The following is a 7,079-nucleotide window of genomic DNA, read 5'->3' as shown; positions in this document are numbered from 1 at the left end:
CGCCGCCGGTCGACGGGAAGCAGGTCCCGCCGCCGGTCGACGGGAAGCAGGTCCCGCCGCCGGTCGACGGGAAGCAGGTCCCGCCGCCGGTTGAGAAGCAGGCCCCGCCGCCCCCTCTGCAGCAGTTGCCCCCGGATCCCAACTGCATCCCTGGTATTACCTGCTAGGACCGCCCCGCCTGCGTCGGACGACGGCGGCGACGCGAGACGGCATGCTTGCGCAGGTACGCTGTCGGCCGTGACTGAGCGGACCCTGGTATTGATCAAGCCCGACGGCGTCCAGCGACGCCTGATCGGCGAGGTAATCGGCCGTATCGAGCGCAAGGGCCTGACGATCGCCGCCCTGGAGATGCGCGACGTCGGCGAGGATCTGGCCCGCAAGCACTACGCGGAGCACGACGGCAAACCGTTCTTCGACTCGCTGCTGGAGTTCATCACGTCGGGACCCGTCGTTGCGGCGATCGTCGAGGGCTCGCGGGCCATTGCTGCCTTCCGTCAGCTCGCCGGCGGCACCGACCCCGTGGAGAAGGCCGCTACCGGCTCAATTCGCGGTGACCTGGCACTTGTCACCCAGGAAAACATCGTTCACGGGTCGGATTCGCCGGAGTCGGCTGCCCGAGAGATCGGCCTCTGGTTCCCGAGCAAATAGCTAAGACGCCCAGCCTGGTCCATCGGCGACCGGTGGTATGGGATACTGGCTGCGGGTAGACGGCTGTACACCAGGGCCGGACGCCCGAATGACGACTTAGACGAGCGCGACCACCGCTCACCTGTGGTGTGGCGCCGACCGTCCCAGCCATCATTCAGCCAGGCACCGAGTGGGTTCTGAAAGCGGACCGCTCGGAGCGAGACCATACAAGCCCGGGTCGAACCCGTCCGGGCCAACAGCGGAAGCCCTCGCGTGGCCGCGTCGACAGGACGCGCCCGGGGGCTTGAGGAGAATTCGTGGCCGACGATGCAACCACTGAAGACGTATCCGAAGAGACTCAGGAGCCGGAGGCTCAGCCCGACGGGCTGACGGTGGGCACCGAGGATTCGGACGGACCTGCCGAGGTCGTCGAGGACCAACCTGCCGAGGTCGTCGAGGACCAACCGGCCGAGGAGGTCGACGCCGCCGAACCGGAGTCCAGGACGACCCTGGAGACCACGGTGGAGCGCGCCGAGTACATGCCGCTCTTCGTGGCTCCGCAGCCTGTGAAGTTCGAGGCGCCCGTAGACGCGGACGCGGATTCCGACGACGACTACGACGACTCCGACGATTCTGACGACGATTCCGATTCCGATTCCGATTCCGACGACGACCAGGCCGAACGACCGAAAAGCCGTCGGCGCCGCGGGCGCCGCGGGCGTGGTCGAGGCCGGGGCGAGCAGAACGGCGACGGCGAGGACTCAGAGGACGGACAGTCCGACGGCCAGGCCGACGACTCCTCAGATGACTCCGACGAGGACGGCACTGACGACGAATCCGGCGGAGGCGATGCAGGCAACCGACGTCGCCGTCGCCGTCGCCGTCGCAAGTCCGGACCCGGCGCCGGAGACGAAAACGGTACGTCGCCCGACGATCCACCGAACACCGTCGTCCACGAACGCAGTGGCCGCGCGGAGAAGTCCAAGGACAAAGACAAAGATAAAGACAACGGCGAGATCCAGGGCATTGCGGGGTCGACCCGGCTGGAGGCCAAGCGTCAGCGTCGCCGTGACGGCCGGGACGCGGGGCGGCGTAGGCCGCCGATCCTGAGCGAGGCAGAGTTCCTGGCCCGCCGCGAGGCCGTCGAGCGGGTGATGGTGGTGCGCGACAAGGTCCGCACGGAGCCGCCGCACGAGGGCGCGAGGTACACCCAGATGGCCGTCCTGGAGGACGGCGTGGTCGTCGAACACTTCGTGACGTCGGCTGCGTCGGCGTCGCTGGTCGGCAACATCTATCTGGGAATCGTTCAGAACGTGCTGCCGTCGATGGAGGCGGCGTTCGTCGACATCGGGCGGGGCCGAAACGGCGTGCTCTACGCCGGCGAAGTCAACTGGGAGGCAGCGGGTCTCGGCGGCGCCGCCCGCAAGATCGAGCAGGCCCTCAAGCCGGGTGACTACGTCGTCGTCCAGGTGAGCAAGGATCCGGTTGGACACAAGGGCGCACGGCTGACTACACAGGTCTCGTTGGCGGGCCGTTATCTGGTGTACGTCCCGGGAGCGTCCTCCACCGGTATCAGCCGCAAACTGCCCGACACCGAACGTCAGCGGCTCAAAGAGATTCTGCGCGAAGTGGTTCCGCCGGAAGCCGGGGTGATCATCCGGACAGCCTCCGAAGGGGTCAAAGAAGACGACATCCGCACCGACGTCAGCCGGTTACAGGAACGATGGTCGGAGATCGAGGCGAAGGCGATCGAGACCAAGAAGAAGGCGGCCGGTGCCGCGATCGCGCTGTACGAAGAGCCGGACGTACTCGTGAAGGTCATCCGCGACCTCTTCAACGAAGACTTCTCCAATCTGATCGTGTCCGGTGACGATGCCTGGACCACCATCAATGACTATGTCAATTCCGTTGCACCGGACCTTGTCCCGCGGCTGACGAAATATGAGCCCGCAGGCGGTGACGGCCCCGACGTGTTCGCCGTACACCGCATCGACGAACAGTTGGCGAAGGCAATGGACCGAAAGGTGTGGCTGCCATCCGGCGGCACGTTGGTCATCGACCGCACTGAGGCGATGACCGTCGTCGACGTGAACACGGGCAAGTTCACCGGCTCGGGCGGCAACCTGGAACAGACCGTCACGCGCAACAACCTCGAGGCCGCCGAAGAGATCGTGCGCCAGCTGCGGTTGCGCGACATCGGTGGAATCATCGTCATCGACTTCATCGACATGGTGCTCGAGTCCAACCGCGACCTGGTGTTGCGCAGGCTGACCGAGGCGCTCGCCCGCGACCGCACGCGTCACCAGGTGTCCGAGGTGACATCGCTGGGTCTGGTGCAGCTGACGCGAAAGCGGCTGGGCACGGGGCTGATCGAGGCGTTCTCCACACCGTGCTCGCATTGCGCGGGCCGGGGCATCTTGTTGCACGCCGATCCCGTCGACTCGGCGTCCACCCCAGGCCGCAAGTCCGAATCCGGACGCCGCGGCAAGCGCGGCAAGAAGGGCGCCCGGGCCGAGGACGTCCCCGTCGCGAAGGTGCCCCCGCATCAGGGCGAGCATCCGATGTTCAAGGCGATGGCGGCCGCCAACGGGCGCCACGATGACGAGGACGCCCCCGACGAGGACTTCAAGGATGAGGACGATAAGGCCGCCGAGGAAGTGGCCGAGGTCGACGCCGACACCATCAAGAAGGCTGTCGTCGACTCCGCTGATGAAGATCTCGAAGACGACGACGACGAAGACGCCGATGACGACGACGACTCGGACGATGACGATGATGACGACGACGACGAGGACGACGACGACGAGGACGACGACGAGGATTCCGACGAGATCGACCTGGACGAGGACGACGAGGACGACGACATCGACGACGACATCGAGGTGATCGTCGCCGATGACGACGAGGACTCCGACGACGACGAGGACTCCGACGACGACGAGGACTCCGACGACGACGAGGACTCTGACGACGACGACGAGGATGACGACGAGGACACCCCCGCTGCGACGGTCGGCGGCCGCCGTCCGCGCCGTCGCGCCGCGGCTCGACCCGCAGGTCCGCCCGTTCACGACGACTGAACCGTCGTGACCTGCGGTGATTTGACCCCCAAGGCGCGTCTCACGTACTCTTGACCAGTTGTCTTTCGGCTGATGTCGATGACAGCGGGCCCACCGCGGCTCCGCACCCAGACCCGCTCGCGCACCAACCGGTAGCGCGCGCCCAGAGAGCAGAGGAACGATGGCGACGTACGCAATCGTCAAGACCGGCGGCAAGCAGTACAAAGTCGCTGTCGGTGACGTGGTCAAGGTTGAGAAACTCGAAGGTGAGCCTGGCGCCGAGGTCTCGCTGCCCGTTGCCCTCGTCGTCGACGGTGCGAACGTCACTAGCGCCGCCAAGGACCTGGAGAAGGTCGCAGTCACCCTCGAGGTACTGGAGCAGACCAAGGGTCCCAAGATCCGCATCCACAAGTTCAAGAACAAGACTGGCTATCACAAGCGCCAGGGTCACCGTCAGCGACTGACGGTGCTCAAGGTCACCGGCATCAAGTAGGGAGCGAACAAATGGCACACAAAAAGGGCGCTTCCAGCTCACGCAACGGTCGGGACTCCAACTCTCAGCGGCTGGGTGTCAAGCGGTTCGGTGGCCAGGTCGTCAAGGCGGGCGAAATCATCGTCCGCCAGCGTGGCACCCACTTCCATCCCGGCGTCAACGTCGGCCGCGGCGGCGATGACACGCTGTTCGCCAAGGCCGCCGGCTCCGTCGAGTTCGGCATCAAACGTGGCCGCAAGACGGTCAGCATCGTGGAGCCGTCGGCCTCGGACGCCTAGGCTTCGCGACTGTAACGACAGGGCGGGATAGCGAGGCAACTGCCTCAAGTCCCGCCCTGACGTTATTTCAAAGGAGTGAGCGATGCCCCGGTTCGTCGACCGCGTCGTGATCCACGCGCGTGCGGGCAACGGCGGTAACGGTTGCGCCTCAGTCCACCGTGAGAAGTTCAAGCCCCTCGGCGGGCCGGACGGCGGTAACGGCGGGCGAGGCGGCAGCGTGGTGCTCGTCGTCGATTCCCAGGTACACACGCTGCTCGACTTGCACTTCCACCCACATGTCGTCGCGCCGTCCGGCAAGCAGGGCGCGGGCAGCAACCGAGACGGTGCCGCAGGTGGCGACCTGGAGGTGAGAGTGCCCGACGGCACGGTCGTCCTCGACGAGAAGGGCCGGCTGCTGGCCGACCTGGTCGGCGCGGGCACCCGATTCGACGCCGCAGCGGGCGGTCGGGGAGGCCTCGGGAACGCCGCACTGGCCTCGCGGGCGCGCAAGGCGCCCGGCTTCGCGCTGCTCGGCGAGATGGGCCAGGCCCGCGACCTCACGCTCGAACTCAAGATGGTCGCCGACGTCGGGCTGGTCGGGTTTCCCTCGGCGGGCAAGTCGTCGCTGGTTTCGGTGATCTCGGCGGCCAAACCGAAGATCGCCGACTACCCGTTCACCACGTTGGTCCCGAATCTCGGCGTGGTGTCGGCCGGCGAGCACACGTTCACCGTCGCCGACGTGCCCGGATTGATACCGGGTGCGTCCGAGGGGCGCGGCCTCGGCCTGGACTTCCTGCGTCATATCGAGCGGTGCGCGGTGCTGGTTCACGTGGTCGATTGCGCCACTCTCGAACCGGGCCGCGACCCGATCTCTGACATCGACGCGTTGGAGGCCGAGCTCGCCGCGTACACGCCGACCCTGCAGGGCGATACGACGCTCGGCGATCTCGCCGAGCGGCCGCGTGCGGTGGTGCTGAACAAGATCGACGTGCCAGAAGCCCGCGAGCTCGCCGATTTCGTCCGCGACGAAGTCGGCCGACGGTACGGATGGCCGGTGTTCGAGGTTTCCACCGTCAGCCGGGAGGGTTTGCGGCCGTTGACATTCGCGCTGTGGGATTTGGTGGCGCGGTATCGGGCCGCGCAGCCGGAGGTGGTGGCGCGGCGTCCGGTCATTCGGCCGATACCCGTCGACGAGAGCGGGTTCACCGTCGAGTCCGACGGCGATGGTGGCTTCCTCGTGCACGGTGTCCGGCCGCAGCGGTGGGTCGCACAGACCGACTTCACCAACGACGAGGCCGTCGGCTATCTCGGCGACCGACTGGCCCGCCTCGGCGTCGAGGACGAGTTGCTGCGGTTGGGCGCCAAAGCCGGTTGCGCGGTCACCATCGGTGACATGACGTTCGACTGGGAGCCTCAGACGCCGGCAGGGATCGACGTCCCGTTGTCCGGGCGCGGCACCGACACCCGGTTGGAACAAACCGATCGGGTGGGCGCTGACGAACGAAAACGGGCCCGAAAGGCACGCCGGGAGCAGCAGCCGTGAGCAGCCACCGCGACGCAGTCAGGACCGCACGAAGCATCGTCGTCAAGATCGGCACCACCGCTTTGACGACGCCCTCCGGTGTTTTCGACGCGGCCAGGCTGGCGACGTTGGCCGACGCCATCGAGGCGCGGATGAAGGCTGGCTCGGACGTCGTGATCGTCTCGTCGGGCGCCATCGCCGCAGGCATCGAACCGCTGCGGCTGACCAAGCGGCCGGCCGATCTGGCGACCAAGCAGGCCGCGGCCAGTGTCGGCCAGGTGGCCCTGATCAACTCGTGGAACACGGCCTTCGCCCGGTATGACCGCACCGTCGGTCAGGTGCTGTTGACCGCGCACGACATCTCGATGAGGGTGCAGCACACCAACGCCCAGCGCACCCTCGATCGGTTGCGTTCGCTTCACGCCGTCGCGATCGTCAATGAGAACGACACCGTCGCCACCAACGAGATCCGGTTCGGCGACAACGACCGGCTCTCTGCGCTCGTCGCCCATCTCACCGGTGCCGATGCCCTGGTGCTGCTGTCGGATGTTGACGGGCTGTATGACTCGGACCCGCGAAAGGGTAACGCGCACTTGATAACCGAGGTCGCCGGCCCCGCGGACCTCGACGGTGTGACCGCGGGCCGGGGCAGCCACCTGGGCACCGGCGGGATGGCGTCGAAATTGTCGGCGGCGCTTCTGGCGTCTGACGCCGGAGTGCCGGTCCTGCTGGCCGCCGCGTCAGACGCCGCTACCGCGTTGGTCGACGCGTCGGTCGGCACGGTGTTCGCACCTCGGCCTGAACGCATGTCTGCACGCCGCTTCTGGGTTCGCTACGCCGCCGAGTCGGCAGGTGCGCTGATCCTCGACGACGGCGCGGTGCGCGCAGTGGTCAAGCAGCGCCGCTCGCTGCTGCCCGCAGGCATCACGGCGGTGTCGGGTCGCTTCCACGGCGGCGACGTCGTCGACCTGCGCGCACCAGACGAGACGATGGTGGCCCGCGGGGTTGTCGCCTACGACGCCGCCGAACTCGCGACGATGCTCGGCCAATCGACGTCCGACTTGCCGGCCGAAATGCGCCGTCCCGCAGTGCACGCCGACGACCTGGTCGCCGTCTGATAG

Annotated in this window: 6 protein-coding genes; all 6 read left to right on the top strand. The window is 67.1% G+C overall.

Annotated features, from left to right (window positions below):
* Positions 1 to 237 precede the first annotated feature (237 nt).
* Positions 238 to 648: a nucleoside-diphosphate kinase gene (gene ndk, locus QOJ24_RS03810; RefSeq protein WP_526259262.1), complete on the top strand. Its 411-nt coding sequence runs from the start codon at positions 238 to 240 to the stop codon at positions 646 to 648.
* A 296-nt stretch (positions 649 to 944) separates the two neighbouring features.
* Complete coding sequence (rne, locus tag QOJ24_RS03805; protein ID WP_526259260.1) at positions 945 to 3,707, top strand: ribonuclease E; 2,763 nt, start codon at positions 945 to 947, stop codon at positions 3,705 to 3,707.
* Between the two features lie 160 nt (positions 3,708 to 3,867).
* Positions 3,868 to 4,179 (top strand): 50S ribosomal protein L21, encoded by a 312-nt coding sequence (rplU, locus tag QOJ24_RS03800; protein ID WP_526259258.1) that lies wholly within the window; start codon positions 3,868 to 3,870, stop codon positions 4,177 to 4,179.
* Positions 4,180 to 4,190: 11 nt separating this feature from the next.
* On the top strand, positions 4,191 to 4,457 hold the full coding sequence (gene rpmA / locus QOJ24_RS03795; protein ID WP_526259256.1) for a 50S ribosomal protein L27: 267 nt from the start codon (positions 4,191 to 4,193) through the stop codon (positions 4,455 to 4,457).
* An 82-nt stretch (positions 4,458 to 4,539) separates the two neighbouring features.
* On the top strand, positions 4,540 to 5,979 hold the full coding sequence (gene obgE, locus QOJ24_RS03790; protein ID WP_526259254.1) for a GTPase ObgE: 1,440 nt from the start codon (positions 4,540 to 4,542) through the stop codon (positions 5,977 to 5,979).
* Positions 5,976 to 7,076 (top strand): glutamate 5-kinase, encoded by a 1,101-nt coding sequence (proB, locus tag QOJ24_RS03785; RefSeq protein ID WP_526259252.1) that lies wholly within the window; start codon positions 5,976 to 5,978, stop codon positions 7,074 to 7,076. Before obgE ends, proB begins: the two co-directional genes overlap by 4 nt.
* Positions 7,077 to 7,079: the final 3 nt, after the last annotated feature.

It is taken from the genome of Mycobacterium sp. (genome assembly GCF_032159775.1).
Lineage (GTDB): Bacteria > Actinomycetota > Actinomycetes > Mycobacteriales > Mycobacteriaceae > Mycobacterium.
The sequence above is the reverse complement of the archived record's forward strand: the minus strand, read 5'-3'. Positions and strand labels throughout refer to the sequence as shown.

Coding starts and splice junctions, on each gene's coding strand:
- rplU (WP_526259258.1), top strand. CDS start 3,868: ATGGCGACGTACGCAATCGTCAAGACCGGCGGCAAGCAGTACAAAGTC.
- rpmA (WP_526259256.1), top strand. CDS start 4,191: ATGGCACACAAAAAGGGCGCTTCCAGCTCACGCAACGGTCGGGACTCC.
- obgE (WP_526259254.1), top strand. CDS start 4,540: ATGCCCCGGTTCGTCGACCGCGTCGTGATCCACGCGCGTGCGGGCAAC.